The organism is Pseudomonas sp. BNK-45 (genome assembly GCF_047456255.1).
In the GTDB taxonomy this organism is placed as follows: domain Bacteria; phylum Pseudomonadota; class Gammaproteobacteria; order Pseudomonadales; family Pseudomonadaceae; genus Aquipseudomonas.
This window is the reverse complement of sequence record NZ_CP179909.1, coordinates 3,438,799-3,465,778: the sequence shown is the minus strand read 5'-3', so window position 1 is coordinate 3,465,778 and position 26,980 is coordinate 3,438,799. Positions and strand designations below refer to the sequence as shown.

Genomic DNA, 26,980 nt, shown 5'->3' with positions numbered 1-26,980 from the left:
CGCCGCCCGGGGCCTGGGCAACCTATGAATAAAAATTCGAGGGGCCAGTATGCACAGCCAAGCGTCCAATCCATCCACCACACCCGAGCCCGAAACGCCCACCGCGGCGGGGGGCAAGCGCAGCGTGTTCGCGGTGATCCTCGGCAATGCCGTGGAGTTCTTCGATTTCGGGGTCTACGCCACCTTCGCGGTGATGATCGGCCACACCTTCTTTCCCTCCGACAGTGCCTTCGTCAGCCTGATGCTGTCGGTCACCGCCTTCGGCGTCGGCTTTATCGTGCGGCCCCTGGGGGCGGTGCTGATCGGTGCCTACGCCGACCGGGTCGGACGCAAGCCGGCGATGCTCCTGACCCTGGTGATGATGGCCGTGGGCACCGGCAGCATCGCCATCCTGCCCAGCTACGAGAGCATCGGCATCGCCGCGCCGATCCTGCTGGTGCTCACCCGGCTGATCCAGGGCCTGGCCTGGGGCGGCGAGGCCGGCCCCGCCACCACCTACATCCTCGAAGCCGCGCCGCCGCACAAGCGCGGCACCTACGCCTGCTGGCAGGTGGTGGCCCAGGGCGTGGCCGCCATGGCCGCCGGCACCGTGGGCTACACCCTGACCCAGGTGCTGTCCCCCGAGGACCTCAACACCTGGGGCTGGCGCGTACCGTTCGTGTTCGGCCTGCTGGTGCTGCCGATCGGCATCTACATCCGCCGCAACCTGGCGGAAACCTTCCACGGCCAGGGTGAGCAGGCCAGCACCGGCAGCCTGGTGCGCCAGGTGTTCGGCGAACATCGCCGGGCCCTGGTGCTGGGGTTGCTGATTCTCTCCGGCAGCACCATCACCCAGTACTTCATCAACTACATGACCACCTTCGCCCTCACCGAGCTCAAGCTGCCCACCAGCATCTCCATGCTCTCGACCCTGGTGGCCGGCGCGGCGATGGCGGTGTGCGCAATTGCCGGCGGCATGCTCTGCGACCGTTTCGGCCGCCGCACCATCCTCATGGCACCAAGAGTGGTGCTGTTGCTGGTGCTGTTCCCGGCCTTGCAACTGATGACCGAACACCCCAGCCCGGCCACCTTCCTCTTGACCCTGGCGGTGCTCTCCGGCCTGCACGGCATGAGCGGCGCGGCGCTGATCGTGCTGCTGGTGGAGAGCTTTCCCAAGGCGGTGCGCTCCACCGGTTTCTCCATCGTCTACGCCTTTGGCGTGGCGGCTTTTGGCGGCACCGCGCAGATCATCATCACCTGGCTGATCGGCACCACCGGCAACCCGATGTCGCCGGTGGGCTACCTGTTGGTGGCCAACCTGGTGTGCCTGACCGCGGCCTGGTTCGCCAAGGAAACCCGCCCGCAGACACCCGGGCGCAGCCACCCCGGCCAACGGCTCGCAGAAGCCCGCGCCCGCTGAGCATTCGCCTCACGGCCCGACACCCTTTTACGGCACCGCGTTTTTCTCTACCCTGCCGGCCGCGCATGACCGCGGTCGGGCGGAGGACCGACGCCTTTGATTTGTGGGGAAGCACCATGCAACAGCCTGTACTGTTCACCCTGGCACTGGCGGCCAGTAGCGCCGTCATCGCCCAGGACAACCCGCGCCCGAGCCAGCAGGACCAGGCGCCGGGGTTCATCGAGGGCAGCCACCTGGACCTCAACCTGCGCCACTACTATTCCAACCAGCACACCCAGCGCGACACCTACCTGAGCATCAAGAAGCCCGACGGCATCGATCGCACCCGGGTGCGGGAAACCTGGGTACAGACCGGCATGCTCAAGTACAGCTCAGGCTACACCCAGGGCCTGATCGGCCTGGGCGTGGATGCCGCGCTGTTCAGCGCGGTGAACCTGGAGCGCGGTCATGGCCGGGTGGCCAATGGCGGCGACCGGGTGCTGGTGGACAGCGACGGCGACGCCCTGCCCACCTGGAGCCGCCTGGGCGTCGGCGATGTGCGCTTGCGCCTGTCCAACACCGAGCTCAAGGCCGGGCGCCTGATGACCGACAACCCGGTGCTGCGTTTCAAGGACAACCGCGCCCTGCCCTCAAGCTTTCAAGGCGTGGGCCTGTACAGCAACGAGACCGACTGGTTGTCGGTGCAGGCCGGCAGTTTCGACCGGGCCATCCCGCGCACCGGCACCGGCAGCGAGCGCCTGACCACCACCTTCGGCAACCGCGCCTACAGCGGTGAGCGCATCAGCTACCTGGGGGCCACCGTGAAACCCGGTCTGGGCCTGGAAGGCAGCCTCTACGCCTCGCGCTTCGAAAACATGTGGGACCAGTACTACCTGGGCCTGACCCACCGCGCCGGGGACAAAAGCCAGCTGGCGCTGAAGACCGCGTTCAACTACTACCACACCCAAGACCAGGGCCAGCAGCGCCTGGGCTACATCGACAACGACGCCCTGAGCCTGGCCATCACCGGCAGCCATCAGGCCCATAGCCTGACCCTGGCCTGGCAGCAGGTGTTCGGCAACGAGTACTTCGACTATGTCTGGGAGTCCACCGGCAACTACATGGCCAACTCCCTGTACTCGGACTACAACGGCCCCAATGAAAAGTCCTGGCAACTGCGCTACGACCTGGATTTTGCCGCCTACGGCGTGCCCGGGCTGAGCGCCAGTCTGTGGCACGCCAAGGGCTGGGACATCGATGGCACGCACTACGACGGCGATCGCAACGGCCGCAACCGCGGCTACAACGTGCGCGGCCTGGACGGCGCCAAGCACGACGAAAACGGCCTGATGCTGGCGTATGTGGTGCAATCCGGGCGGCTCAAGGATGCAGTGCTGCGCACCATCGTCTACAACCACCGCGCCAGCGGCGGGCAGATCGACGGCAGCTATGACGAGTTCCGCCTGGTGGGCAACTTTCCGTTCAAGTTGTTCTGAGAAATGGGGCGGTGCGATGGCGGGTGATCGCCAGGCAAGGTCCTGCGGACCTTGTCGCAGCCTCGCCACAGGCTCGGCAGCGGCTACAGGGTCATGTATGCAGGGACTCAATCGACCAGGGCGTAGCGCTGCATCGCCCGGGCGAGCATGTCCTGGCATTTCAGGGTGGCCACCGACAGGGGGCGGTTGCGCACCACGCACAGGTCGACGCGGATCCGCTCCAGGGACTCGTCGTCGATCGGCACCGCCACCAGGCCATCCCCCAGGTCCCGGGCTTCGGCATCCACCTGGGGCAGGATCAGCACCGCCGCTCGCTGGCGGGCCAGGCTTTTCTGCACCTCCAGGGAACTGGTGGTAAACACCGGCAGAATGCTCACCCCGCGCTTCTTCGCCGCCCCTTCCAGGGCCTGGCGCACGCCGTAGGCCGAATCGGGAATCGCCAGGGGCTGGCCCTGCAGGTCCGCCAGGCGAATGCTCGGACACTGGGCAAACGGGTGCTCGGCGCTGACCAGCACCCGGTGCCACAACTGGCAATGGGCGGTCACGTCCACCTCGGCCCGCTCCGGCAGGTAGAAGGCCAACCCCAGGTCGGCCTCGCCACTGCACAGGGCATCCAGGGTGGCGCCGGCACTGGCGATGACGATATTGAAGGTGACTTTCGGATGGGCCCGGTTGAACGCCGCAAGCACCGGCGCCAGCACGCTGGAAACGATACTTTCCGACACATGGATGCTGACGTTACCCGCCACCTGGCTCTGGCGACTGGCGATCACGTCGCGCACCTGATCGAAGCCGCGCAAGGTCGAGCTGACCTGCTCGGCCAGGCACTCGCCTTCCACCGTCAGGCGGATGCCCCGCGGGCCGCGCTCGATCAGCGCAGTGCCGAAGAAGTGCTCCAGCTGCTCGATCTGCCGGCTCACGGCGGTAGGCGTCACGTACAGACGCTCGGCCGCCTGACGCAGGGAGGCACACCGGGCCACCTCGTGGAAGTAACGCAACGCTCGTAACTGCATGGCCACAGGCCCCCTCGCTGAACGGATCCAGCAGGCACGCAATTACTGCGCCAGCCCTTGGCCAATCGCTCCTGACTCCGCGGATGTCACACAAAAGATTGATCTGCACGGTGCCCCTGCCTAACCTGCTAGAGCGCCGACGCTCTCCTTCGGCAAGCACCATTCCCCGCGCCCTGGCCGGCCCGTTTGCAAGGAATTTCCATGAACACTCTGCCCCGCACCGCATCCCTAGCCTCACTTCTCGCCGCTCTGGCGCTGCTCGGCGCCTGCTCCAGCGTGACCCGGGAAATCAGGCAGGAACCCACCATCACCTCCGCCGGGATCCTGGCCTTTCGCGATATCTGCCTGAAATCCGCGCCGTCCTTCGCCGGTGCCGAAACCGCCGCCCGGGCCCATGGCATTCTTGAGCTCACCGATGCCGGCTTCGCCAAGATGGGCATGAACGAGGACCAGACCCTGGGGGTCCAGGTCCAGGCCGGCAAGGAGTGCGCGATCACCACCCCGAGCCAGAACGACAGCTCGCTGACCCAGCAGTTTCTGAGCATGGCCGGCAAGTTCTCCAGCACCCCACTGGCGCAGAGCGTGCCGACCAAGATCACCCTCGACGGGCAGACCTTCATCCTCATGCACGATCGCCGTGGCGGTGAGGCCTATGTGCTGCTGAAGGCGCCGTAACCCGTTGCCAGCCCTCGCAGACAGACCTCCGATCTGACGCCGGCCACCTGCCCTCGGTCCTTGAGCGGCAGGTGCAACAGCGCAAACTTCCCACTTGAGAACGACCCTCAAGGACAGCGCGAAGGCCCCGGCAAGAAGCTTCTTGGAAAGCGACAAGGCGTTTCTTGCACGAATCCATTGCCCGTTTTTCTGAACTAACATGCTGGCGCCGCTGGCAACGCCTTCGCGCCCCCGGGCCCATGCCGGCGCTCCTCGGCCAGGCAAACAATCCTTGATCCCCTGCAACGGGTCATCAGGCCCAGGCCCCCCACAACAAAGACAGTGACCGTCGAGTGACCCATTTTTCGCCAAGAAAACCACCTGCTCTCCCTTGCGTGTCTTCCGAGGGCCTCATGAAGAACAAACGTGTACTGATCGTCGACGACCACCCGATCATCTGCGCCGCCGTCACCGAGCTGCTTGAAGAACATGGCTACAAGCCGATCGGCGAATCCTCCGACGGCTTCGACGCGCTGGAGAAGATTCACCAGCTGCGCCCGGACTACATGCTGCTGGACATCAGCCTGGACAACCTGGACGGGCTCTCGGTGCTGCAACGCATTGCCATGGATCACCTGGAGGTCAAGACCCTGGTGTTCACCGCCAATCGCGCCAGCACCTACGGCGTGCGCTGCATGCAGGCCGGGGCCATGGGTTTCATCAGCAAGAGCGCCGGCTTGCAGGAACTGGTCAAGGGCCTGAATGCCCTGGCCGACGGCTATCTGTATTTCCCCAAGGAAGTCCTGGAGATGTACCGGGGAATCGGCCACGCCGCCAATGACGCACTGAACAACCTGACCAACAAGGAATTGGTGATCCTGCAATTGCTGGCCAGCGGCTACAGCAACCTGGAAATCGCCAGCAAGCTCAACCTGAGCAACAAGACCATCAGCGGGCACAAGATCAACGTGCTGAAGAAACTCGGGGTGCGCACCACCATCGAACTGGCCACCATCGCCAAGGAGATGGACCTGCTGTGAGCGGTGCCGGCCCGCAGTGGCACTAGCCCTGACGGATCAGCCGCAGCGGCGGGCTGTCCGTGGCCAGCAGCCGGGCCAGCGCCGCCCCCTTCATCGGCCTGTGGAACAGATAACCCTGAGCCGCATCGATTCCCAGGCGCTGCAGATGCCGGCGCTGCTTCTCGGTTTCGATGCCCTCGGCCACCAACTCCAGGTCGAGCGAACGGGCCAGCCCCACCAGGGCCTCGATGATCCGGGTTTCCTTGTGCCCCAGGGCACTGGCGACAAAGCCCGAGTCGAGCTTGATCTGGCCGAAGGGAATGTCCGCCAGACGCATGATCGACGAATGCCCGGTGCCAAAGTCGTCGAGGGACAGGCGTACCCCGCTGTTGAGCAGAACGCTGATGTTCTCGATGCTCTGCATGTCCAGGGTCAGGGCCTGGCGCTCGGTGATCTCCAGGGTGACCTGAGTCTTGGGCACCCCGGCGGCGTCGATCTGCTGCAACACCCGGGCGGCAAACTCGGGGTCGGTCAATTGACTGGCCTCGATGTTGTAGGAAAACACCAGGGCCTCGCCGCCCGGCGTGCCCTGCAATTGCCGTTGCACCTGCAGCCCCTGGTGCACCAGGCACTCGAACAACTGGCGATGCCGCGACGGACTGTCGAACAGGTCGAGGAAGAATTGCGGCCCCAGCACGCCCTTGTCGGGATGCTGCCAGCGGGCCAGGACCTCGACACCGGTGATGCGTCGGGTGCGCAGGCACACCTGAGGCTGGAAGTAGGGAATGAACTGCTGCGCGGCCAGGGCTTGAAACACATCCCGTTGCGCCACCCAGTCGTTGCTGGCGTGGGGGCGTTTCGGCGCGGCCAGGGTGCTGCTGCGGGTGTGCTTGTGCACCGCGCGCTTGACGGTCAGGGCCTTGAGCAGCAAGCCGCTGATCTGCGTGGTGTCCAGGTCGCTGTAGCTGCCGGCGCAGTACTTGCCCGAATGTGCGCGGAAATTCGCCAGCCCCCAGCGGATGGGCGCATCCAGGGCCTCGCATTCGATCATCGAGAAAAAGCCATAGTGCTCGCAGAGCCGGCGCAGGTAGTAGATGGCCGTCAGCGACTGCAGGGAATCGCAGATCACCAGGTCCAGTTCATCAAGCTCGGGCGGGAACTGCGCCCATTGGCTTTCCTGACCGATCACCTGAACCCGGGCAACCCCGGAGGCTGTGAGTATTCTTGAAAGGCGTCGAACCCGAAAAGCGTTCGAACACAACAGCAGTACGCTCAACGTCGACATCAAGACAGCTCCGGAAAAAAATCATCCTATCCAAAACAGCTTCGCTTGAACTCAGGACGCTTCCTGAATCGGAGCAAGAGCTTTCAGAGTTCATGCCCTTGCCGGCCCCACCGCCCCCAGGGGCGGGTGTGACCAGTCGCTGCGGTTACTTGTAGGTCAGGGTAAAGGCCGCCCGGGCATTGGCCTTGCCTGGCTCGGGGCCTGCCGCCGAATCGGAGGTCTGGATGTAGCGGGCCTTGAGTTCGATGTTCATTTGGCTGCCGCTGAGACGGGCCATCGATACCTCCTGCCCCAGGGGCAAGGGGGTGACGCCATCCTTGCGCAGGACCTGCACCGCCACGCCCTTGGCGGTGGAGTCCGACGTCAGGCCGAGAATGCCCCGATGGGCGTCGAGGATCGCCGAGCCCTGGACGCCCTCCAGGCGCAGGTGGGCGTTGGCGTTCTGATAGTAGTTCCAGCCCTGATCCGTCGGGTAGGTGCCCGCCGTACAGTTGGTCAGGGGAATGACCACATCCTTGCTGTCCATGTGGCTGTCCTTGCCGTTGAACTGGCGACGCATGACCTCGCCCATGGGCACTTCGATGACGGTGTTGGCCGATTCCAGAGAACACTCGGAACGCACCACGGTCCCCATCAGAAACACGCTGTGAAAACGTCGTTTGCCAGACCAGAAACCCAGTGCCGAGCTACTGCTTTTGATGGCCGAAGTGCCCATGGGAATCTCGTTGCTGATCTTGACCAGCGTAAACGTGGTAATCACCGGATCGACAATAGTCAACGGCTGGGTGTTGCTCAGCTTGAAGGGCACATAAGGACTCACTCCGCTGACGGCACTCCACTTGCTCATTGAACGTCCCGGCGCCGTCATCACCAAGCCCACGCCAGGCACATTAGTCTTGGAGATCATTGCATTGCTCATCTCCAGCCCAGTAATCGGCGGCAGAGTGATGCCCTTCACCTTTGGCCATCCATTGATCCTGACTTCCCACAAATCGCCGACATTGCAGACGATATCGCTGGAGTGCTGATAGGAATAACGGACATTGGCCGTGCCGATCACCGAACCGATGGGCGCATCACGGGGCACATACTGAGTGCCCATGTCGAAGTCCAGATAACTTTCAGTATCACCACCGGTGCAATCGGCCCAGGCGCCGCCACTTATGCAACAAAGCAAAAACAATAATCGACCGTGCATTAACTGCCTCTGATGCTCTTTTCCAGCACAACTAAAAGAGTCAACAGGCTAACAAAAGCACCCGCCAAAAAAACCAAGAAGCTTCTTGTAGAAAACCAAGAACATCCTTAAAAGTCCGTCAGCGCACTGCTCTTTAGAACCGTCCAAGAGGGTGCGCAGGTATAATTCGGATGTTAAACCGGAGCTTTATCCTATACCGCTATAAACACTCTCCAAGTAAGAATCAGAATGAGGAAACCATGACGAGAACCGTACTGATCGTGGATGATCACCCGATTATCTGCGGGGCGATCAGAGTCACGCTGGAGCAACATGGCTATCAGGTCGTTGCCGAATCCACCGATGGCCTGGACGCCCTCGCCAAGATCCGCAGCCTGGCCCCGGAGTACCTGCTGCTGGATATCGGCCTCGATAGCCTGGACGGGCTGTCGGTGCTGCAACGCATCCACTCGGAAAACCTCAAGATCAAGACCCTGGTCTTCACCTCGCAATTGGCCAGCACTTATGCGGCCCGCTGCATGCAAGCCGGAGCCCTGGGCTTCATCAACAAGAGCGCCAACATGGATGAACTGGTGAAGGGGCTCAACACCATCAATGACGGTTATCTTTACTTCCCCAAGGAAGTACTGGCCCATTACATGGAACACGGGCAGAACAACGAGTCGGCTTCGCAGAGACTCACCAATAAGGAAATCATCGTTTTGCAACTACTGGTCCAGGGACTGAGTAATGTGGCCATCGGTGAACGCCTGCACTTGAGCAACAAGACGGTCAGCGGACACAAGATCAACATTCTTCGCAAGTTGGGGGTACGCACTACCATAGAGCTGGCCAGCATAGCCAAAGAAATGAATCTGCTTTGACCTGCGCCCTATGAATTCCATCTACCTGACGCTACTCCTGACTCTGTTCACGGCCCTGCTGCCCGCCGTTGTCCAAGGTGCCGACCCCTTCCAGTTATCGTCACGGGGACAAGCCCTGCAGTTCTCCGCCCAGGTCACCGAGCAAGACCGGGCCTGGCTCAGCCAGCGCAAGCCGGTCAGAATCGGCGTGACCTACCCCGACTACCCGCCGCTGACCATCTTCACCGAGAAAAAACAGCTGGAAGGCATCCTTGCGGAAAACCTGCTGGCGCTGCAGAAAGTCCTCAACATCCGCTTCGAGATCAGCAGCTATCCGGACCGCATGAGCGCCTTCAAGGCACTGCAAGCAGGAGAAATCGATCTGGTGGATGCCGCCACCCAACCGGAGGCGGAAAAGTACGGCGTACAAATCTCCTCGCCCTACGCCTATACCCAGATCGCCCTGTATTCCACCACCGGCAGCCTGCTTGACGTGGACCTGCGCGACCCTGCGGCACAGATTTCCTCCACCCCCGACGGCTTCATCGACGAGAACACCTTCAAGATCTTCCGCAGCGCCACCATCAAGAACTACCAGTCGCCCTATGAAGCCATCGCCGCCGTGCTCAAGGGGCAGGCCCAGGCCTACCTGGGCGACACCGTCAGCACCAACTACCTGCTGAACCAGAGCTTCAACAATCAGCTGGTGACCAACATCAGCGTCAACGGCCTGGAGGCCTACATCGGCTTTGCCTACACCGGGCAAAACCGGCGCCTGGTCTCGATCCTCAACCAGCAGCTGCAGTCGCGCAGCCGCTGCCAGATCATCCGGATGGTCAACTGGTGGGTGGTGACCCTCAAGTGCAGCGATGACGAATTCGTCAGCGTGCTCAACAACGAGGAAAAGCAGCTGCTGCAGAGCAAGAGGCCCTTCCGGATCGCCGTCAGCGAAGACCTCGCGCCCTACGCGCTGTTCGACAACAGCGGCCAGTTCGGCGGCACCATGTCCGACATTCTGGAACTGGTGCGCCTGAACTCCGGACTGCGCTTCGAGATCGTCCGCACCCGCTCGGTGCACAAGGCCATGGAACTGCTCGACAAGGGCGAAGTGGACCTGGGAATCATGTCGGAAACCGACTCGCGGGATCGCAAGTACCTGTTTACCCGCCCGGTCATCACCACGCCCTATACCCTGATCACCCGAAACAACGGCCCCGAGGAATTCAACCTCAAGGACAGTCCCGAGCAGAGCATCGCCCTGCCCACCTCCGACGCCCTGCTGGAACACATCCGCCAGAACTACCCGCACCTGAAGATCCACACCACCGACAACGTCGCCGACTCCCTGAACCGGGTACGCGACGGCGGCAGCGACTTCACCCTGACCTCCACCAACCAGGCCCGCTACTACCTGTCCTACAAATACGAGGACGCGCTGAAAGTCTCGGGCCTGCTCAAGGGCGTCAACGCACGGATCGGCCTCGCCAGCCAGCCGCAGAACAAGGTGCTGATCTCCATCATCGAAAAGGCCCTGCTGCGCATTTCCCCGAGCGAGACCGCGGCCATTTCCGGACGCTGGCGGGCCAACGCCGCCACCGACAACAAGTACTGGGAACAGGTGACCCTGTGGGTCTATCAGGTGCTCAGCGTCTCCTTCGTCCTGCTTCTGGCCACCTGCATCTGGATCCTTTACCTGCGCAAGCTGATCTTCAAGAAATCCATCGTGCGCAAGCAATTGCAGGAGCGCCTGAGCCTGATCCAGAACATCGTCGACAGCATTCCCCACCCGATCTACGTGCGTGACCGTGACGGCGAGCTGTTGCTGTTCAACACCCCCTACGCCCAGACCTTCGCCCCTGGCGCCACCTCCAGCACCAACAGCAAGGTCCTCGACGCGCTGCTCAGCCGCACCGTGGTCAATCAATGGCAGCACGACTATGAGCAGGTGGTGCGATCGGGCAGCGCGATTGCCCGGGACCAGACCCTGCACCTGGGCGGCCAGAGCCTGGATATCTACCACTGGATCCAGCCGCTGCGCGACGATCAGCAGCAGGTGTTCGGCGTGGTCTGCGGCTGGCTGGATATCGGCGATCGCCTGCGCATCCTCGAAGAACTGCGCCAGGCCAAGGAGGCCGCCGACCGGGCCAACAGCGCCAAGTCGACCTTCCTGGCCACCATGAGCCACGAAATCAGGACCCCGATGAATGCCATCATCGGCATGCTGGAGCTGGTACTGACCCGCAAGGCGCCCCAGGGCAAGAACCTCGAATCGCTGCAATTGGCCCACGAGGCGGCCGTCAGCCTGCTGGAGCTGCTGGGGGGCATCCTGGATATCTCCAGCATCGAATCCGGGCAGACCCGCCTGCACCTGGAAACCTGCACCCTGCGGCAGATAGTGACCTCGATCCGCGGGATCTTCGACAGCCTGGCGACCCGCAAGGGCTTGTCGATCATCACCCACTTCGATGCCTGCGCCGACCTGCCATTGCGCCTGGACCGGCTGAAGATCAAGCAGATCCTCTCCAACCTGATGAGCAACGCGATCAAGTTCACCGACAGTGGCGACATCACCCTGCGGGTCCAGGGCGTGGCGCTGGGCGAACAGCGCTTCGCCTTCTCCATCAGCGTGCAGGACACCGGCCCGGGCATCGATCCGGCCGACATGGCCAGCCTGTTCACGCCCTTCTCCCGGGTCACCGTCAACCGCAACAGTGGCGCCGGCATCGGCCTGTGTATCTGCCAGTCGCTGAGCCGGATCATCGATGGCGACCTGCTGGTGGACAGCACCCCGGGCAAGGGCACCACCATGACCCTGACCGCCTGCGCCGAAGAAGCCCCCCCAGCGACACCCCACTGGCGCTGCCCAAGAGCGAACCGGCGGCGCCCATCCAGCGGCGCCTGAAGATCCTCATCGTCGAGGACCACCTGCCGAGCCTGACTCTGCTCAAGGAGCAGATCGAACTGCTCGGCCACCTGCCAATCCTGGCCCACGATGGGCTTGAGGCGCTGTTCATCTGGGAGGACAACGAGGTCGACCTGATCATCACCGACTGCAACATGCCGGAGCTGGACGGCATCGGCCTGACCGAAGAGATCCGCCGCCTGGAACAGCAGATGCGCATGCCCCCCTGCACCATCATCGGCACCACCGCCAGCGCCCGGGGCGAGGACATGCAGGCCGGCCTCGCCGCCGGCATGGATGCCTGCCTGCTCAAGCCCTTGAGCGTGTCGATGCTGGCCCGCTACGTGCCGCTGTTCAGCGAGAGCAGGACGCCGCAGGAAGTGGAAGACGGCAGCTCGGCGCTGTTGCTGTTCAACCTGCCGGAGGACAAGCGCCGCAGCCTGCTGGGCCACCTGATCGTCTGCAATCAGCAGGACCTTCAGGCCCTGGAGGAGGCCATGGCCCGCCTCGACTTCAAGACCCTGGCCAGCCAGGCCCACAAGCTGAAAAGCTCGGCGCAGATGATGCAGTCCGACGCCCTGCTGCGCTTGTGCGAAACCCTGGAGCAAGCCCTGGCGGACAACGCCGCCGTCGACGCCCTGGCCCATCTGTGCCAGGAGGTCAGGACCCTGATGGAACAGCTCAACAGCACCCTGGCCACTTCCGCCCAGCCGCATTGACCCCGGGCGCACCAAGCCCGGGTGCAGAGTCAAAAAAAGCCCGCAAGCCGAAGCTTGCGGGCCGGGTCTGACGCCGGGACCGGGCGCTAGTGGCCCAAGGGCGCGCAACGCAGGTTCGCCAGCTTGAAGCCTTCCTGTTCCCGGGTCTGTTGCAGGTCCAGGGTGAAGGCACATTGCTGACTGGCGGCGGTCCCCCAGACCAGGCGGAAGTCGCGACTCTCGCCCACCGCCAGCAACACCTGACCCATGGGTCCCACGGCATTGACCTTATGCCCGGCGGCATCCAGCACCGCCGCGCCGAACGGCACCACCGCGCCCCCGGGCAGGGTCACGCTGGCCAGCACCTTCTCGGTGTGCCGGGCCTTGAAGCGCGCCAGCACCACCGCACCGCGCCGCGGGGTCACGGTGCTCACGCCGCTGTCGATGTCGGTGTTGGCGTCCAGCTTGCTGGTGTCCAGGCTGATGCGGTTGCGCCGGTACGGCTGCACATAGGGCACCAGGCTGTAGCCCTTGGCATCGGTAAAGGTGCCCGGCGCATTGTTGACCCCCACATTGGGGGTGTCCTTGACCTCCACCAGGGCCATGGTTTCGCCCAGGCTCTGGCCCAGTTGCACACCACCGGGGTGGGCCAGTACCGAGCCGGAGATGCCGACGTTGGCAGTCTTGTAGGCGCTGCTGCTGCTCAGGCCGGCATTGAGGTTGGCCCAGGGCGCGCGATAGCCGACGGAGGCCGAGCCGGTGTTGGCCGAATGCTCGCTGCGCAGCATGTCCAGGTTGTAGTTGAGGTTGTGGTAGTCCCCCGCCAGGCCGCTCAGGCCCAGGCGCTGGTCGTGGCTGCCGTCGGCATTGCGCTCCAGGCTGACGCTGGCGTTCTGCCGACCCAGCGGGAAGCTCAGAGTCAGGCCCACCTGCACGCCCTGGTCATCGCTGTCGCTCAGGCTCTTGCTGGCGTACAGCGACAGGTTGACCCGCTGCACCTGGCCGCTGACCCCGAACTGCACCTGACGTTGCTGCCGGGACGAGTTCCAGTAGTCCTGTTGCGACAGGTTCAGGTACAGCGAGGTGCTGTCGGCAAAGGCCTGGGAAAGGTTGGCCTCCAGTCGACTGCGCCGGCTGACCCGCCGATAGCGGCCGTCCGCATCGTGATCGCTGTCCCAGGTGCTCTGGCTCACGGCCTCGCTGAAGTCCCGGTAGCCGGGGGTCGAATAGCGATAGCCGGCAAAGCGCAGGTTGGTGCCGGTGGCGAACGCCTTGCCGTAGCGCAGGCCATAACTCTGTCCACTGAGCGACCCCAGCGGGGTGTCGGTCATGGCCTGGGTCACGTCCAGGGACAAAGCGCCGAAGGTGCCCAGGCCCTTGCCCACACCCACTTGATAGGCGCGATAGCCCTCCCCCAGCAACCCGCCCAGGGACAGGGTGTAGTCCCGCGGCATGCCATAGGCCAGGGATGCCTGGGTGAAGGTCGGCTGCTCTACCTGCGAGCTCGGCTCATGGTACTGGCCGGCGCTGAGGCTGTAGCGCCAGGTGCCGTCGCGCAGCAGGTTGCCCAGGGTCGCGTAAGGCTGGATGAAACGCCGCTCGCTGCCATCGGCCTCGGTGATGATCACCTCCAGGTCACCACTGCCGGACGCGGCGTTGAGGTCGCGGATCTCGAAAGGCCCCGGGGAGACGAAGGTGCTGTACAGCGAATAGCCGTGCTGACGCACCTCGACCCGGGCCTGGCTCTGGGCCACGCCATGGATCACCGGCGCATAGCCCTGCAGCGAGTCAGGCAGCATCTGCGTGTCGCTGGCCAGTTGCACGCCACGAAACGGCACACTCTGGAAGGTGTCTCCCGGGGTCACGCTTTCACCCAGGGTCAGGCTGCCCAGGGTCCCCGGCAGGTCGCGTTGCACATAGCTGGCGGCACGCTCCCAGGTGCCGTCCTTGCGATAGGACGAACTGGAGCGCAGGCGCCAGTCGCCGAGGTTGAGACCGCCATTGAGGTAGAGGTAATAGTTGGCCGCGTTGCGCTGCGGGTTCCTGCTCTGGGATCCGGAGAACTGATAGTTGAGAAAGCCGGCATTGACCCCGCTGTCCCACTCTTCGGACGCCACATAGCCCCGAGCATCGCGGTTCATGGCAATCTGCGGCACGCTGATGTCCAGCCGGAGCTGGCGGCTGTCGAAATTCACGCTCGCGCCTTGCACCAGCCCGGGCAAGTCCAGGCATTGCTCATCGATGCCGGGGGCCTGCAAGGGAGGCAGCTTGACTCCCATTTCCGTCAGCAGTGCCTGCGGCAGGCAGGCCTTGAGGCCCTTGTCGCCGGGGACAAAGCTGAGGTTGCGCTGGGCAAAATAATCACGGTTGAGACTGATCTCCACCAGGTAGCGGCCCGGACCCACGTCCTGCTCATGGAGCATGGCTTCGAGATCGCTTTTCAGCGCACCGCTGCCGCCAAAATCCGCCACGAATCCGCTATCGAACTCTGCGGCGACACCTGCGCTGTTCTTGAGGGCGGCCAACAATAGCGATCCGGCCAAACAACCGACCCAGTTTTTCAAACACACACACATCCCGAACTTGACCCTCTGCATGACTGCGCTGGTTTCATTCCGTAGGCACGTCATCGGCTCAGAACGTCGCACTGGACTTCAACGGATCGCTGTACCCCCCGTAGTCATTGATGATCGAGAATTCCACAGTGGCGCTGCCGGACTTGAGCCGGCGTTTGAGAGGGAAGTCCTGGGTGGACTTGGGGGCCACCATGTCGACGTCCTGCAGCTCGATCGGGGTGTCGCCATCCATCACCCGGATAGCGATGAAAGTGATGTGATAGGCACTCGGGTTGGTCACCTGCAACACCGTTCCCGACGGTTGCGCCAGGAGTTTCCAGGTCAACTGGCCGGGCGCGTCCTGAGCGCTGCCCGGCAAGTGGCCGGGCCGATAGAACAGCTTGACCCGGGTGCGCACTGCCACTTTCAGGGTGTTCTCCTGCTTTTGCTCCAGCAGGGGAATTTCCTGGGCATTGAAATAGAACACCGACTCCCGATCCTCCGGCAGTTGCCCGGGCGTCTTGATGATCCGTACCACCTGCTCCTCGCCCGCGCGCACTTTGAACAGCGCCGGCATGGCGATGAACGGGCTGAGCGAGCCCTTGCTGTCCGCGGCGTCATTGACCCAGGTCTGCACCGCGTAATCGCTGCTGGTGAGGTTGGAGACGATGGTCGAGGCACTGCGTTCATCGGCGTTGAGGATGATCCGCGTGCCATTGAGCATGATGCCGGCGCTGGCCTGGGAGACGGGCCAGAGCAGCGCCAGGGACGCGTACAGCAGCGCGCCGCGAAAGCGAGGGAAAGTAGTCATATCGATCAGAACCTGAGGCAGGGAACAGGGCATGCCGAGGCCCCCAAGTCACAGGCAGGAGCCCCGGCCGGAACGCGCTTACTTGTAGTCGACGCTGAAGGACGCCTTGGCGTTGGCGGTGCCCGGCGTGGCTTCACCGGTGGCGATGTAGTTGGCGGTGAAACGCATCGGTTGGGTCAGGTCCGCGTACTCGCTGGAAGCCCGGCCCAGTTGCACGTCCACGCCCTTGGCGTCGCGAATCTGCACCGCGACATTCTTGGCCACCCCAGCGCCGCCTGCGCCCTCCAGGGCCAGCCACTCACCGTTGGGGCCGGCGGCACCGTTCATGCTGAGAAAGCGCACGGTGGCGGTCTTGCCGGTCAGCACACAATCCTTGTCGTCCTTCGGTGCCGTCATGGTCAGGGCAAAGGAACCGGCGCCAGCGGTATCGCCGGCCTTTTTCAGCGACAGGGCGGGCGCGTTGCCCAGGGAAACATTAACGCCGGCACCGCCGTTGAGGTCGCCGACACTCACCGAACAGGTATTGGCAGTGATCGAGCCGGTGAAGTTGATTTCGCCGTCGGCCGCCATGGCCTGGGCAGCGACACAGCACACAGCGACAGACAGTGCGGACTTGATGAATTTCATGGGTTTTATACCTATCTCGTGTTTGACGTTTGCCTTGCTCCTCAAGGCCTGGAAAGCCTACAAACGTTAACTTGTGAATGAGATAGGACGGCTCTCGGGCGTGACCGAGAAGATTCTTGATTGCAAACCGGAGGCCCATCAAGACGTTCGGCCTCGAGCCCCCCCGAAAGCCTTGGCCCGAAGGGCCTGCAACAACTAAGAAGCCCGCGCCGGGCGCTTTTTTTCGGCGCAGAGCCTGTGCGCGTGATGCCTGCCCAACGCCGATCGCCCTGCCCAGCTAGCGCCAGCCCGGCGCTGGATCCTGGCCGGACCCGACTAGACCCGAGCAGGCATCATGAACGCGGCTCCTGGAGGCGCGGCGGCAGAAACAGCCGCGCCGTCGACCAGCAGGTGACGAGGGCGGCCAGGAGCACCAGGAACAACCCTAGCCAGTAGTCGTCATAGCGGGCCCTTGCGCTGTGCGTGACCACCTCGCGGATAAACAGCGCTACCCAGCCGGTGGCGAGCACAGCGCCGAGCAGCGCCAGGGCATTGCAGCTGCGCGCCGAGCGCCTGACCTTGAGCAGGGACGCGCCCAGGGCCAGCCCGAGCAACGGCAGGAAAAACACCAGGACCGCCACCAGCGGCGTCAGCAACGGCATCAGCAGGATCTCGCCGCCACGCACCTCGCCAATCAGCCGTGGATGAGTGGCCATGTGCGCCACCAGCAGCACGCTATTGATCAGCCCGGCGACAAAACCCGGCACCAGGGGACACAGGATAAAGCTCATGAATACCTTGAAGCGCGGGTAACGAACCTCGGTCATGGGGCAGGTCCTTGCAAGCGTAAAAGGGCGGGATTGTGCACGGCCATCGATCTTCTTGCCTCATGAGTTTTTGCCCGTTGCCCCCTGCCCATTGGCCGGATAAAGCGCCGGCGGCTACGCTGCAGCCGACAAAAACAACAACAGGAACAGCGTCGTGCGAGACACCATCGAACACTTTCGCGAGCAGTATCGAGCCGCGGTCAGTCCGCGTTACAACCCCTGGCTGCATGGCGGTTTTGTCCTGGGCTATGGCTTGCTGTGCGTCGTCCTGCTGTGCAGCACCCTGCGCCAGGTGCAGCCCCTGGAATGGCTGGCGGTGCCCTTGGCGCTGCTGTTCTTCAACCTGTGCATCTACCTGGTGCACCGCTGGCTGGGGCATCACAAGCGCCGTTTCGCACGGCTGTTCTATGCCCGCCATACCGGCGACCACCACAGTTTCTTCGCCCCCGGGCTGATGAGCTATCAAGGCCGCAAGGACTGGCGGGTGATCCTGTTTCCGGCCTGGCTGATCGTGGTCCACAGCCTGCTCTTCGCCCTGCCGCTGTGGGCCTTGCTGCGCCTGTGGAACGGCAACGTGGCGGCGCTGTTCGCCAGCTGCACCCTGATCGGCTACCTGGCCTATGAAGTCTTCCATGCCTGCGAGCACTTGCCCGCCAGCCACCCGCTGGCGCGCCTGCCCTGGGTGCGGCAGATGCGCCGCCTGCACGAGCTGCATCACCGCCGGGAACTGATGCAGGAGCGCAATTTCAATATCGTCCTGCCGCTGATGGACTGGCTGTTCGGCACCTTGTACTGGCAGCCCGAGGAATCTTCGTCCGCGGCGACCGCCTTCGACCCGGCCAGGCCCATGACCCGCATGCAGCATCAGGTCGATATTCCGCGCAGCGCCGAGGCCACCCTGGCCTATGCCGCCAGTCCGCGCTGCTGGCCGCAATGGCACCCGTCCTCGTTGCAGGTGCTGGGCGACGCTGGCCCGTTGTTCGCCGGGCAGGGTTTCGAGGAAGACATCCATGCCGGCGGGCGCAGCGGCCACCTTAGCTGGCGGGTCGAGGAGTACCTGCCGGGGCAGCACTGGCGCGCCAGCGCCCGGGGCGAGCATGGCCTGGCATTGCGCCTGACCTATGAGTGCCAGACGCTGGCGGCCCAACACACGCGCTTTATCCGCACCCTGGAATATCGCTTCGAACCTCTGCTGATGCGCCCGGGCAATCAGCTGTTATTCAAGCGGCGGATTGAGCGAGAATCCGCCGCCTCATTGCTGGCATTGTGCGAAACGGCCCAGCACGCCATTCCACTGCCGCCCGCCCCGGCGCCAGGCCACCCGGCCTGAGGTCGCCCCCGACAGGAGTCATTGCATGAATCACATAGCCCCTCGACGTTTCAGCGCTGCGCGGATTGTCCTGCTGGTGCTGCTGGCAATCCTGGCCTTCCTGCTGCTGTGGCCGACCCGGGTCCAGCCGGTGGCCTGGCAACCGGCGCCAGCACCGTCCCTGAGCCAGGGCGCGTTCGCCGAGAACCAGAAACTCAAGGCGCTGCAAGCGGTGGGCGCCCGGGATATCGACGGCCCCGAAGCCCTGCTGCTGGAACAGGACCAACTGATCAGCGGCCTGCATGACGGCCGGGTGATCCAGACCCGCCTCGACGGCAGCACCCTCAAGGTGCTGGTCAACACCGGCGGCCGCCCCCTGGGGCTGGCCCGGCACCCGGATGGACGCCTGATCATCGCCGATGCCATCAAGGGCCTGCTGGCCCTGGACAGCCAAGGCCAGTTGCAGACCCTGAGCACCGCCGCCAATGGCCTGGCATTCGGTTTTACCGACGATGTGGCGGTGGAGGCCGCCGGGCGCTACGCCTATTTCAGCGACGCCAGCAGCCGCTGGGGCTACGGCCATGACGGTGAAGCGGTGATCGAGCACGGCGCCGATGGGCGCCTGCTGCGCTACGACTTCCAGAGCGGCAAGACCGAGGTGCTGCTGGAGGGCCTGGAGTTCGCCAACGGCGTCGCCCTGGGACCGGACGAGGCCTATGTGCTGGTCAATGAAACCGGCGCCTACCGCATCAGCCGCTACTGGCTCAAGGGCGATCAGGCCGGCCGGCACGACCTGTTCATCGACAACCTGCCGGGGCTGCCGGACAACTTGAGCTTCAACGGCACCGGGCGTTTCTGGGTGGCCCTGTATGCGCCGCGCAACCCGTTGCTCGACGGCACGGCGCCCTATCCGCTGGTGCGCAAGATGCTGGTGCGGGCGATGACGGTATTGCCCAAGCCGGTGGAAAAGCGCGGCTTTGTGCTGGGCCTGGACACCCAGGGCCGGGTGATCGCCAACCTGCAGGACGCCAGCAGTGGCAACTACTCGCCAATCACCACGGTGCGCGAATACGGCGATGCGCTGTACCTGGGGTCGCTGACGGCCCGGCACATGGCGCGCCTGCCGTTGCAGGAGGCACTGGCGCCTTGAGCGGATGAGGGATGGGATGCGCCGCGCCGGGGCGTGACAGCCCGGCGGGCGTCAGGGCGGCTGCGCCCGGTAGGAGCAAGCGCCCTGGCCACAGGGGAAGGTCAGGAACCGGCGGTGAGTTTCTCGGAGATCTCGTCCTTGATCAGCAGGCGCTTTTCCTTGAGTTTCTTCAGTTCGTCGTCGGCAGCAGCCGCCGCTTCGGCCTTGAGCACCTGATCATCGATGATGGTGTATTTGTCGAACAGAGCATTCAGGTGGGGGTCACTGGCCCGACGCTTTTGAATGTCTTCCTTACTGCAGCTCAGGTCCTGGTAAAGGTCGTGGGTCACCGGCATGGAACACCTCCGTGGTTGATGGCAGCAAGGGCCGGATAACGCCCCTGCCGGTGATCAGAATGGCCTTCGCGCCCCGGGTCTGTCGACCGCCAATCAGACCAGCGGTAACCGTTCGTCGCCCGCCCTGCCCTGGATCAATGCCCGGCCAGGGCCTGGGCCAGAAACGCGGCGGTACGGCTGTCGCGCTGCCGGGCCACCTGCTCCGGCGTGCCGCAGGCCACCAGGGTGCCGCCCTGGTCCCCCGCGCCCGGGCCGATGTCCATGACCCAGTCGGCCTGGGCCACCAGGCGCATGTCATGCTCGACCACCACCACGCTGTGGCCCGCCTCCACCAGCTTGTCCAACTGGGCAAGCAACCGGTCCACGTCCTGCGGATGCAGGCCGGTGGTGGGTTCGTCGAGCACGTACAAGGTCGCGCCCCGGGCATTGCGCTGCAGCTCGGTGGCCAGCTTGATGCGCTGGGCCTCACCGCCGGACAGCTCGGTGGCCGGCTGCCCCAGGCGCAGGTAATCCAGGCCGATGTCGCAGAGCACCTGCAGGGCGCGGCGGATGCCCGCTTGCTCGGCGAACACCGGCAAGGCCTGCTCGACACTCAGCTGCAGCACCTGGGCGATGTTCAGGCCCTGCCAAGTCACGGCCAGTGTCTCGGGGTGGTAACGGGCCCCCTGGCAAGTGGGGCATGGGGCGAAGACGCTGGGCATGAACAGCAGCTCGACGCTGACAAAGCCTTCGCCCTCGCAGGCCGGGCAACGGCCCTTGGCCACGTTGAAGGAAAACTGCCCGGCGTCAAAGCCGCGCTCCCGGGCCTCGGGGGTGGCGGCAAACAGCTTGCGTACCTGATCGAACAACCCGGTGTAGGTCGCCAGATTGGAGCGCGGGGTACGGCCGATGGGCTTCTGGTCCACCTGCACCAGGCGCTTGATCTGCTCCAGGCCGGCACTGACCCGACCGCTGCTGCTTGGCGGCGCGTCGTCTTCCAGGTCCAGCTCCGGCGCCTCCTCGCTGCCGCCCACCTTGCCCAGATGGGCCCCCACCAGTTCCAGCAGGGCCTGACTCACCAGGCTGGACTTGCCGGAGCCGGACACCCCGGTCACGGCCGTGAAGCAGCCCAGGGGAAACGCGGCATCCAGGTCCTTGAGGTTGTTGCGGCTGACCCCCTCCAGGCGCAGCCAGCCCCGGGGCTGGCGCGGGGTGCGCCGGGCCGGGGCCCGCTCGGCGAACAGATAGGCCCGGGTCGGGGAAGCCGTGACCGCCGCCAGCCCCGCCGGCGGCCCGCTGTACAGCACCTGGCCGCCCCGCTCCCCGGCCGCCGGCCCCACGTCCACCAGCCAGTCGGCACGGCGCAGGGTCTGCAGATCATGCTCCACCACGAACAGCGAGTTGCCGGCGGCCTTGAGCCGTTGCAAGGCCTGGAACAGCGCCTCGGCATCCGCCGGGTGCAGGCCCGCCGACGGTTCGTCCAGCACGTAGATCACCCCGAACAGCTGCGAGCCCAGCTGGGTCGCCAGGCGCAGGCGCTGCAACTCGCCGCTGGACAGGCTCGGCGTGCTGCGCTCCAGGGCCAGGTAGCCCAGCCCCAGGTCGGTCAGGGTGGCGACCCGCTCCAGCAGGTCCTGGGCGATGCGTTGCGCGGCCAGGCGTTTCTCCGGGGACAGGTTGGGGGTGTGCCGCACATCCGGCGCGCCGCGATGCTCCGGGGCGCCCCGGGCATGGCGCTGCTGGCGCGCGGCGCGGGTCTGGGCATGGCTCAGCACCGGCTCATCGGCGGTGGCCTGCTCCAGGTAAGCCGCGGCGGCCACCGGCCGCAGCACCTCGGCCAGTTGCAGCAACGGCAAGCGCGCCAGCTCGCCGATATCCAGCCCGGCAAAGGTCACCGCCAGGGCCTCGCGCTTGAGCCGCTTGCCCTCGCACAGCGGGCACGGGCTGCCGCGCATGAACTGCGCCACGCGCTTTTTCATCAGCGCGCTCTGGGTGTGGGTGAAGGTGTGCAGCACATAGCGCCGGGCACCGCTGAAGGTGCCCATGTAGCTCGGCTCCTGTTTGCGCTTGAGGGCCTCGCGGGTCTGCTCCGGGGTCAGCCCGGCGTACACCGGCACCGTGGGAGTCTCTTCGGTGAAGAGAATCCACTCGCGCTGTTTTTTCGGCAGTTCGCGCCAGGGAATGTCCACGTCGTAGCCCAGGGTTACCAGGATGTCCCGCAGGTTCTGCCCCTGCCAGGCCAGCGGCCAGGCGGCCACGGCGCGCTGGCGGATGCTCAGCGAAGGATCGGGGACCATGCTCGCTTCATCGACGGCATAGACCCGGCCCAGGCCGTGGCACTGCGGACACGCGCCCTGGGGGGTGTTCGGTGAAAAATCCTCGGCGTAGAGCATCGGCTGCCCCGGCGGGTAGCTGCCGGCCCGGGAATAGAGCATGCGCACCAAGCTGGACAAGGTGGTCACGCTGCCCACCGAGGAGCGCGTGCTCGGCGTGCCGCGCTGCTGTTGCAGGGCCACCGCCGGCGGCAGGCCGTCGATGCGATCGACATCCGGCACCCCGACCTGATCGATCAGGCGCCGGGCATAGGGCGCCACCGACTCGAAATAGCGCCGCTGGGCCTCGGCATACAGGGTGGAAAACGCCAGGGACGACTTGCCCGAGCCGGACACCCCGCAGAACACCACCAGGGCATCCCGGGGAATGTCCACGTCGACATTCTTCAGGTTGTGCTCGCGGGCGCCGCGCACCCGGACGAAACCGTCGCGATCAGAAGGTGGCGTGCTCGCCAGGGCGTCATGGGGGACATGGGACGAAGAAGTCATGAACCTGCCTGCAGTTGGAGATCGGAAGGGACGCAAACCCACCCTGGGCGAACCGCCGGTGCCGGGGCACGCCCTGGTGCGGCGGTGGGAATCGGCTCAGCCCCCCAGCAACGAGCGCACCATGGCGCTCAGGTCCTCGGGGGCGTAGGGCTTGCTCAGCAGGTGGGTGTCCGGGCTGAGCTGGTGATTGCGCGAGATCATGTCCCGGGTATGCCCCGAGGTGAACAGCACCGCGACCGGCGGCGCCTGGGTCCTGGCCCAGGTGGCCAGGTCGGTGCTCTTGATCAGCCCCGGCATCACCACGTCGGTGAAGATCAGGTCGACCGCCAGCCCCTGCAGCAGCAGTTGCATGGCGGCATCGCCGCTGGCCGCGGAGCACACCTGATAGCCCTCGTGCTTGAGCATCTCCACCGCGGCGCTGCGCACATCGGTGTCGTCCTCCACCACCAGGATCCGCTCCTGGCCCGCGTTCGCCCGCGGCACCGGGCCAACGGCCGGCAAGGCGGGCTGGGCGACACTGCGGGCAAAGTACATCTGCACCCTTGTGCCCTGCCCCGGGCGGCTGAGAATCTCGATATGGCCACCGCTCTGCTTGACGAAGCCGAACACCATGCTCAGCCCCAGGCCAGTGCCGTGGCCGTCGGCCTTGGTGGTGAAGAACGGCTCGAAGGCCTGCTTGAGCACCTCGGCGGACATGCCACCACCGCTGTCGGCCACCGTCAGCCGCAGGTACTGGCCGGGGCTCAGGTCCGTGCCGGCGCAGAACTGTCGATCCAGCAGCAGATTCTCCACGCTGATGCCGATGGTGCCCTCGCCGGCCATGGCATCCCGGGCGTTGATCGCCAGGTTGAGCACGGCATTCTCCAGCTGGTTGCGATCCACATGGATGCACCAGGGCTCGGCGGGCAGTTGCACCTGCAGGCGAATGGTTTCCCCCAGGGCCCGTCGCAGCAGTTCAGCCAGCCCCTGATCCAGCTCCCGGGGATCGTAGAGCGCCGGTGACAGCGGCTGGCGCCGGGCGAAGGCCAGCAACTGGGCCGACAGCTTGGCCCCCCGCTCCACCGCGGTCAGCGCGGCACGGGTGCGGCGCTGCACATTGCTGTTGTCCGGCTCGTGCCGGGCCAGCAGGTGCAGGTTGCCGGCGATCACCTGCAACAGGTTGTTGAAGTCATGGGCCACGCCGCCGGTGAGGCCGCCAATGGCTTCGAGCTTCTGTGACTGGCGCAGTTGCTCTTCGGCGGCCAGACGCGCATTGACCTCTTCCAGTACCCGCTGCTCGAGACTGCGCGCCATCTGCCGCAGGTTGTCCTCGGCGGCCTGCCGACGCTGTTCGGAAATCACGTGGCCGGTGGTTTCCACGACGATGGCGATCACCCCGGCCGGCGCCTGGTCGTCGCCGGCCACCGGGCTGTAATAGAGGTCCAGCCAGACGCTTTCCGGCTCGCCGTTGCGCAGCAGCACCAGCTCCTTGTTGCGGTAGGACAAGGTGCCGCCATTGAGGCAGGTGTTCATCACCCCGCGATTGAACTCGGCGACTTCCGGCCACCCCAGCTCCACCGCGCAGCCCAGCAGATAGGGATGGCGACCGCCGGCAAATACCGCGTAGGCATCGTTGTAGATCATGTAGCCCAGAGGGCCACAGAGCATCACCATCGGCACCGGCGAACCGAGCATCAGTTGCACCGTGCTGCGCAGGCTGTGGCTCCAGTTGCGCAATGAACCCAGGCTGGTGACGGACCAGTCGAAGGCCCGGATGCGTTCGGCCATCTCGCCTTTCCACCCCTGGCACCCGTGATGATCTGATAAGAACGGCATGAACGGACTCTGCGAAAAACGTGATACAGCATGGATTTTCAAGAGGTTGCAGCACAGCCTCCAGAGCCTTTGAGCACAGCCTCTGCCGATGGTTTCACGGAAATTGCCGCGGCCCCGTTGAACCGACCCGGGGCGGGCCTGAAACAACAGGATAGGCGATGCCGTCCGATCCGGGAGGACGCCCGCAGGCGCCCTCCCGGCCACAGGCGGATTGCCCGCCCGCCAGGACCTCAGTCGGTGCCGTATTTCGGCGAGCGCGGACCGTACAGCAGGCCGGTGCGTTGCCCGGCCGACAGCAGGCGCTGGCTGGTGATGCCGGCGATCGGGTGCCCGGCGTCGGTGGTGGTGTTGATGATCTGCTTCACCGCGGCGGTGATCAGCATGCCCACCAGGCCACCGTTGTTGCCGTTGTTGCCTTCCTCGCTGGAAGCCCGGGCGCTGCCGGTCCACAAGGTGGTGCCGGTCTTGAGATCGACCAGGGTGGCGCTGGCGGTGACCACCGTCTCGCTGCTGATCAGCATGTAGCTGGTGCCGTACTCCTTGACCGTGATGTACAGCCCGGCGTCGGCGCCGAAGATCTCGTTGAGCTTGGCCGGCGACAGGCCATGGATGTCCGCCGGGTTGGTCAGGCCGTTGTGGCGGAAGGTTTCATCCACCACGGCAATCGGCATCACGTAGTAACCGGCTTCGGCCAGGGGAAAGGTCACCTGGGACAGCATGCTGTAGGTGGCCTTGACGTCCGGCGATTCATTGAGCGGCGGCAGCACCAGGATCGACTTCGGCCGGGCCTGCTTGTAGGCCGAGTAGTCCACGGTCTTGGGCGCGGCGCAGCCCACCAGCAGGCTGACGCTCAACAGACCCAGGAGGTTGCGCAAGGTGGTGAAGTTCATTTAGCGGCTCCCTGCTTGGCGTTCTTCAACAGAAAGTCCATGTACGAGGCGGACTCGGGGAACAGCGCCTTCTCGGTATTGAACTGCTGCACCATCTGGTCATCCTTGCCCAGGCCCGCGTAGAGCATGCCCAGGTGCGCGTGGTAACCCGGCGGCACGGCCTTGCCGGTGGACTTGATCTTCTGCAGGTCACGCTCCAGCGCCTCGACCTGGGCCTCGCGGGCTTCCTCGCCCTTGAAATATTCGTAGGTCTGGGCCTGGTAGGTTTCCCACTGGTACAGCGTCTTCGGCCCGCTGCAGCCGGCCAGCAAAACGCTGCCCAGCAAGGCGCCGGCCAGCAGTGGCCGCACGGTGAAGGTCTTGAACATGCTTACATCTCCCTGTTAGCAGTATTGATCAGCGGCCGGGTTTCCAGGCCCCGGCATCGATGGCTTCGACCATGCGGTTGACCGCCTCGCGCATGGCCAGGTCCAGCACCTTGCCGTTGAGGGTCGAGTCGTAGGAAGCGGTGCCACCGAAGCCGATCACTTCACGGTTGGACAGGGCGTACTCGCCGGCACCCTGGGTCGAATAGACCACTTCGGAGGTGCTGATATTGACGATGTTCAACGCCACCTTGGCGTAGGCCACCTGGGTCTTGCCGCGGCCGAGAATGCCGAACAGCTGATGGTCGCCGGTTTCCTTGCGGCCGAACTCGGTGACGTCGCCGGTGACCACGAAATCCGCGCCCTTGAGCTTCTGCGCCTGGCCCTTGATCGCCGCTTCCTGCTGGATCTCGCCCATGTTGTCGCGATCCAGCACGTTGAACCGGTTGGTCTGCTGCAGGTGGGTGATGAGGATGGTCTTGGCCTGGCCGCCGAGGCGGTCGACGCCGTCGGAGAAAATCCCGCGCATGTAGCTGGAGCGGTTATCGAACTTGCCCACCGCCATCGGCACCCGGGCCCCGGTCCACACCTGGCTGGCGCTCTGGACCTTCTCCACCGGCAAGGCGCGGGAGCTTTCAGTGGCACAACCGCTCATGCCCGTCAGCACCGCCAGTGCTGCGCCGGACAACATCAACTTCGAGATCACTCTCACTCTAGGTTCCTTTTTGAGTATCCATTTGGGTGCACCGTCTCGATGCACTTTCGCCCTGCCGTAAGCCTCTGGCCCCAGTCTGTGGGGGCTGGAAAAGCATCGGCGGGACGTTCTGAAACTTGATGCAGGGGGCATCATCGGCGGCGATTATGCCAAAGCGCCACCATGCCGAAAAGGAATAAAAAATCATCAGCGTCCACCTGTCTCCGCTCGCAAAGCCTCGGGGCCGAGAGCTGTGTAGCCGCTGCCGCAGGCTGCGAACGGCTCCGCAGGAGACGCAAAAGTCCTGAGACCGCCAGAGGCTCGGCAGCAGATCGCC

22 protein-coding genes are annotated in these 26,980 nt (G+C 64.7%); 9 read left to right on the top strand and 13 right to left on the bottom strand.

All coding sequences use genetic code 11. The features are described from left to right. The first annotated feature begins 49 nt into the window (after positions 1-49). Together ACMGG8_RS16145 and ACMGG8_RS16140 are read left to right on the top strand one after the other, a co-directional pair. Positions 50-1,399: a citrate-proton symporter gene (locus tag ACMGG8_RS16145; RefSeq protein WP_235759983.1), complete on the top strand. Its 1,350-nt coding sequence runs from the start codon at positions 50-52 to the stop codon at positions 1,397-1,399. 116 nt (positions 1,400-1,515) lie between these two features. Beyond that, entirely contained in the window at positions 1,516-2,874 is a 1,359-nt protein-coding gene (locus ACMGG8_RS16140; protein WP_414157903.1) for an OprD family outer membrane porin, read from the top strand. Between the two features lie 107 nt (positions 2,875-2,981). On the opposite strand, the gene ACMGG8_RS16135 is transcribed toward ACMGG8_RS16140, so the two are convergent. Then, entirely contained in the window at positions 2,982-3,887 is a 906-nt protein-coding gene (locus ACMGG8_RS16135; RefSeq protein ID WP_060839985.1) for a LysR family transcriptional regulator, read from the bottom strand. Between the two features lie 201 nt (positions 3,888-4,088). Here ACMGG8_RS16135 and ACMGG8_RS16130 point away from each other — a divergent pair, with 201 nt between their 5' ends. Together ACMGG8_RS16130 and ACMGG8_RS16125 are read left to right on the top strand one after the other, a co-directional pair. Continuing rightward, positions 4,089-4,562 (top strand): hypothetical protein, encoded by a 474-nt coding sequence (locus ACMGG8_RS16130; protein ID WP_060839986.1) that lies wholly within the window; start codon positions 4,089-4,091, stop codon positions 4,560-4,562. Between the two features lie 392 nt (positions 4,563-4,954). Then, positions 4,955-5,581: a response regulator transcription factor gene (locus tag ACMGG8_RS16125; RefSeq protein ID WP_060839987.1), complete on the top strand. Its 627-nt coding sequence runs from the start codon at positions 4,955-4,957 to the stop codon at positions 5,579-5,581. A gap of 22 nt (positions 5,582-5,603) precedes the next feature. Here the strand turns inward: ACMGG8_RS16125 and ACMGG8_RS16120 are convergent, their stop codons facing one another. Both ACMGG8_RS16120 and ACMGG8_RS16115 read right to left on the bottom strand, forming a co-directional pair. Beyond that, entirely contained in the window at positions 5,604-6,845 is a 1,242-nt protein-coding gene (locus ACMGG8_RS16120; RefSeq protein WP_108545613.1) for an EAL domain-containing protein, read from the bottom strand. Positions 6,846-6,990: 145 nt separating this feature from the next. After that, positions 6,991-7,947, bottom strand: coding sequence for a fimbrial protein (locus ACMGG8_RS16115; RefSeq protein WP_060839989.1), 957 nt, complete (start codon positions 7,945-7,947; stop codon positions 6,991-6,993). Positions 7,948-8,282: 335 nt separating this feature from the next. Here ACMGG8_RS16115 and ACMGG8_RS16110 point away from each other — a divergent pair, with 335 nt between their 5' ends. From ACMGG8_RS16110 to ACMGG8_RS16100, 3 genes are read left to right on the top strand one after another with little or no spacing between them, the layout of a single operon-like run. Beyond that, entirely contained in the window at positions 8,283-8,906 is a 624-nt protein-coding gene (locus ACMGG8_RS16110; protein ID WP_060839990.1) for a response regulator transcription factor, read from the top strand. Between the two features lie 10 nt (positions 8,907-8,916). Then, positions 8,917-11,787, top strand: coding sequence for a transporter substrate-binding domain-containing protein (locus ACMGG8_RS16105; protein ID WP_414157902.1), 2,871 nt, complete (start codon positions 8,917-8,919; stop codon positions 11,785-11,787). Beyond that, positions 11,706-12,506: a response regulator gene (locus ACMGG8_RS16100; RefSeq protein ID WP_414159943.1), complete on the top strand. Its 801-nt coding sequence runs from the start codon at positions 11,706-11,708 to the stop codon at positions 12,504-12,506. Before ACMGG8_RS16105 ends, ACMGG8_RS16100 begins: the two co-directional genes overlap by 82 nt. Positions 12,507-12,592: 86 nt before the next feature. Here the strand turns inward: ACMGG8_RS16100 and ACMGG8_RS16095 are convergent, their stop codons facing one another. The 4 genes from ACMGG8_RS16095 to ACMGG8_RS16080 form a co-directional block, all read right to left on the bottom strand. Next, entirely contained in the window at positions 12,593-15,010 is a 2,418-nt protein-coding gene (locus tag ACMGG8_RS16095) for a fimbria/pilus outer membrane usher protein (RefSeq protein ID WP_414157901.1), read from the bottom strand. Positions 15,011-15,119: 109 nt separating this feature from the next. Continuing rightward, positions 15,120-15,851, bottom strand: a complete 732-nt coding sequence (locus ACMGG8_RS16090; protein ID WP_414157900.1) for a molecular chaperone — start codon at positions 15,849-15,851, stop codon at positions 15,120-15,122. A gap of 78 nt (positions 15,852-15,929) precedes the next feature. Beyond that, positions 15,930-16,478, bottom strand: coding sequence for a fimbrial protein (locus tag ACMGG8_RS16085; RefSeq protein ID WP_060839994.1), 549 nt, complete (start codon positions 16,476-16,478; stop codon positions 15,930-15,932). A gap of 332 nt (positions 16,479-16,810) precedes the next feature. Further along, positions 16,811-17,284: a hypothetical protein gene (locus ACMGG8_RS16080; RefSeq protein WP_414157899.1), complete on the bottom strand. Its 474-nt coding sequence runs from the start codon at positions 17,282-17,284 to the stop codon at positions 16,811-16,813. Positions 17,285-17,438: 154 nt separating this feature from the next. On the opposite strand from ACMGG8_RS16080, the gene ACMGG8_RS16075 reads away from it, so the two are divergent. Next, positions 17,439-18,614 carry a sterol desaturase family protein gene (locus tag ACMGG8_RS16075; protein WP_414157898.1) on the top strand — a complete coding sequence of 392 codons (1,176 nt, stop codon included), beginning with the start codon at positions 17,439-17,441 and terminating at the stop codon, positions 18,612-18,614. 25 nt (positions 18,615-18,639) lie between these two features. Beyond that, positions 18,640-19,743, top strand: coding sequence for an SMP-30/gluconolactonase/LRE family protein (locus ACMGG8_RS16070; protein ID WP_414157897.1), 1,104 nt, complete (start codon positions 18,640-18,642; stop codon positions 19,741-19,743). Between the two features lie 101 nt (positions 19,744-19,844). On the opposite strand, the gene ACMGG8_RS16065 is transcribed toward ACMGG8_RS16070, so the two are convergent. The 6 genes from ACMGG8_RS16065 to ACMGG8_RS16040 all read right to left on the bottom strand — a co-directional run bounded on the left by ACMGG8_RS16065 (position 19,845) and on the right by ACMGG8_RS16040 (position 26,640). After that, entirely contained in the window at positions 19,845-20,078 is a 234-nt protein-coding gene (locus tag ACMGG8_RS16065; protein ID WP_060839997.1) for a DUF465 domain-containing protein, read from the bottom strand. Between the two features lie 134 nt (positions 20,079-20,212). Next, a complete protein-coding gene (locus ACMGG8_RS16060; RefSeq protein WP_235759977.1) occupies positions 20,213-22,879 on the bottom strand; it encodes an ATP-binding cassette domain-containing protein in 2,667 nt (888 codons plus the stop codon). A 96-nt stretch (positions 22,880-22,975) separates the two neighbouring features. Further along, positions 22,976-24,694, bottom strand: a complete 1,719-nt coding sequence (locus ACMGG8_RS16055; protein ID WP_060839998.1) for an ATP-binding protein — start codon at positions 24,692-24,694, stop codon at positions 22,976-22,978. A gap of 230 nt (positions 24,695-24,924) precedes the next feature. Beyond that, positions 24,925-25,584: a DUF799 domain-containing protein gene (locus ACMGG8_RS16050; protein WP_060839999.1), complete on the bottom strand. Its 660-nt coding sequence runs from the start codon at positions 25,582-25,584 to the stop codon at positions 24,925-24,927. Further along, positions 25,581-25,952, bottom strand: a complete 372-nt coding sequence (locus ACMGG8_RS16045; RefSeq protein ID WP_129405732.1) for a DUF4810 domain-containing protein — start codon at positions 25,950-25,952, stop codon at positions 25,581-25,583. Before ACMGG8_RS16045 ends, ACMGG8_RS16050 begins: the two co-directional genes overlap by 4 nt. 28 nt (positions 25,953-25,980) lie before the next feature. Next, positions 25,981-26,640, bottom strand: a complete 660-nt coding sequence (locus ACMGG8_RS16040; RefSeq protein ID WP_162492856.1) for a CsgG/HfaB family protein — start codon at positions 26,638-26,640, stop codon at positions 25,981-25,983. Positions 26,641-26,980 lie beyond the last annotated feature (340 nt).

Bases quoted from the DNA above. Each gene is read 5' to 3' on its own strand.
- ACMGG8_RS16135 (WP_060839985.1), bottom strand. From the start codon at position 3,887: ATGCAGTTACGAGCGTTGCGTTACTTCCACGAGGTGGCCCGGTGTGCC.
- ACMGG8_RS16065 (WP_060839997.1), bottom strand. From the start codon at position 20,078: ATGCCGGTGACCCACGACCTTTACCAGGACCTGAGCTGCAGTAAGGAA.
- ACMGG8_RS16050 (WP_060839999.1), bottom strand. From the start codon at position 25,584: ATGAACTTCACCACCTTGCGCAACCTCCTGGGTCTGTTGAGCGTCAGC.
- ACMGG8_RS16090 (WP_414157900.1), bottom strand. From the start codon at position 15,851: ATGACTACTTTCCCTCGCTTTCGCGGCGCGCTGCTGTACGCGTCCCTG.
- ACMGG8_RS16115 (WP_060839989.1), bottom strand. From the start codon at position 7,947: ATGGGCACTCAGTATGTGCCCCGTGATGCGCCCATCGGTTCGGTGATC.
- ACMGG8_RS16130 (WP_060839986.1), top strand. From the start codon at position 4,089: ATGAACACTCTGCCCCGCACCGCATCCCTAGCCTCACTTCTCGCCGCT.
- ACMGG8_RS16040 (WP_162492856.1), bottom strand. From the start codon at position 26,640: ATGTTGTCCGGCGCAGCACTGGCGGTGCTGACGGGCATGAGCGGTTGT.
- ACMGG8_RS16110 (WP_060839990.1), top strand. From the start codon at position 8,283: ATGACGAGAACCGTACTGATCGTGGATGATCACCCGATTATCTGCGGG.
- ACMGG8_RS16085 (WP_060839994.1), bottom strand. From the start codon at position 16,478: ATGAAATTCATCAAGTCCGCACTGTCTGTCGCTGTGTGCTGTGTCGCT.
- ACMGG8_RS16125 (WP_060839987.1), top strand. From the start codon at position 4,955: ATGAAGAACAAACGTGTACTGATCGTCGACGACCACCCGATCATCTGC.
- ACMGG8_RS16055 (WP_060839998.1), bottom strand. From the start codon at position 24,694: ATGCCGTTCTTATCAGATCATCACGGGTGCCAGGGGTGGAAAGGCGAG.
- ACMGG8_RS16045 (WP_129405732.1), bottom strand. From the start codon at position 25,952: ATGTTCAAGACCTTCACCGTGCGGCCACTGCTGGCCGGCGCCTTGCTG.
- ACMGG8_RS16070 (WP_414157897.1), top strand. From the start codon at position 18,640: ATGAATCACATAGCCCCTCGACGTTTCAGCGCTGCGCGGATTGTCCTG.
- ACMGG8_RS16120 (WP_108545613.1), bottom strand. From the start codon at position 6,845: ATGTCGACGTTGAGCGTACTGCTGTTGTGTTCGAACGCTTTTCGGGTT.
- ACMGG8_RS16140 (WP_414157903.1), top strand. From the start codon at position 1,516: ATGCAACAGCCTGTACTGTTCACCCTGGCACTGGCGGCCAGTAGCGCC.
- ACMGG8_RS16105 (WP_414157902.1), top strand. From the start codon at position 8,917: ATGAATTCCATCTACCTGACGCTACTCCTGACTCTGTTCACGGCCCTG.
- ACMGG8_RS16080 (WP_414157899.1), bottom strand. From the start codon at position 17,284: ATGACCGAGGTTCGTTACCCGCGCTTCAAGGTATTCATGAGCTTTATC.
- ACMGG8_RS16060 (WP_235759977.1), bottom strand. From the start codon at position 22,879: ATGACTTCTTCGTCCCATGTCCCCCATGACGCCCTGGCGAGCACGCCA.
- ACMGG8_RS16145 (WP_235759983.1), top strand. From the start codon at position 50: ATGCACAGCCAAGCGTCCAATCCATCCACCACACCCGAGCCCGAAACG.